The sequence below is a fragment of the Vibrio genomosp. F10 str. 9ZD137 genome (genome assembly GCF_049974785.1).
In the GTDB taxonomy this organism is placed as follows: Bacteria; Pseudomonadota; Gammaproteobacteria; order Enterobacterales; family Vibrionaceae; genus Vibrio.
This window is the reverse complement of sequence record NZ_JBNGCJ010000051.1, coordinates 1-610: the sequence shown is the minus strand read 5'-3', so window position 1 is coordinate 610 and position 610 is coordinate 1. Positions and strand designations below refer to the sequence as shown.

General features: G+C 47.2%; 1 protein-coding gene. It reads left to right on the top strand.

Features of this window, described 5'->3' with window-relative positions; genetic code table 11:
- A partial coding sequence (locus ACP45E_RS00615; RefSeq protein ID WP_141707156.1) for a hypothetical protein occupies window positions 1–610 on the top strand: 610 nt, incomplete at both ends.

The window sequence follows — 610 nt, the reverse complement described above, 5'->3', positions numbered from 1 at the left end:
ACCGCTCTTCCGATCTGACCTCGCCAATGAACATTAAGCTCAACGCAACGAACTACATCAGCCCATCCACTCGTAAGAAGATGGACACATCATTGTCTACTGGGCAAGTGACCGAGAAGACTGAAATCGTTGAAATAAAAGTTGAAGTCGAAAAGATTGTGGAAAAAGAAGTGATCAAAACAGAAGTAGTAGAAGTTCCGGTTGCCGTTGCAACGGATCAAGTACCGGCGACAGCGCAACTCGCTACGTCGACACAAGCAAATCAGTTACAGGCATCAAATGCACAAGCCACGTCGTCGGTAACAATTGATGAGTCGTCATTACAGTCGTTCTTTAACGCTCAACAGCAAGCCGCTGAAGTTCATCAGCAGTTCTTGGCCATTCCTCAGCAATACGGCGATACGTTTAATACGCTCATGTCTGAGCAAGCAAAAATGGCGACGGCTGGCGTGCCAGTTCCAGAAAGCCTACAGCGTTCTATGGATATGTTCCATCAACACCAAGCTGAAACTCTAAAGGCTCATGCACACTATTTAGAGATGCAAGCTCAGAGCAACAATTCAGCGTTGACTGCGCTTGGCTCTCAAAGCGTAGCGCCAGTAACGGTTTC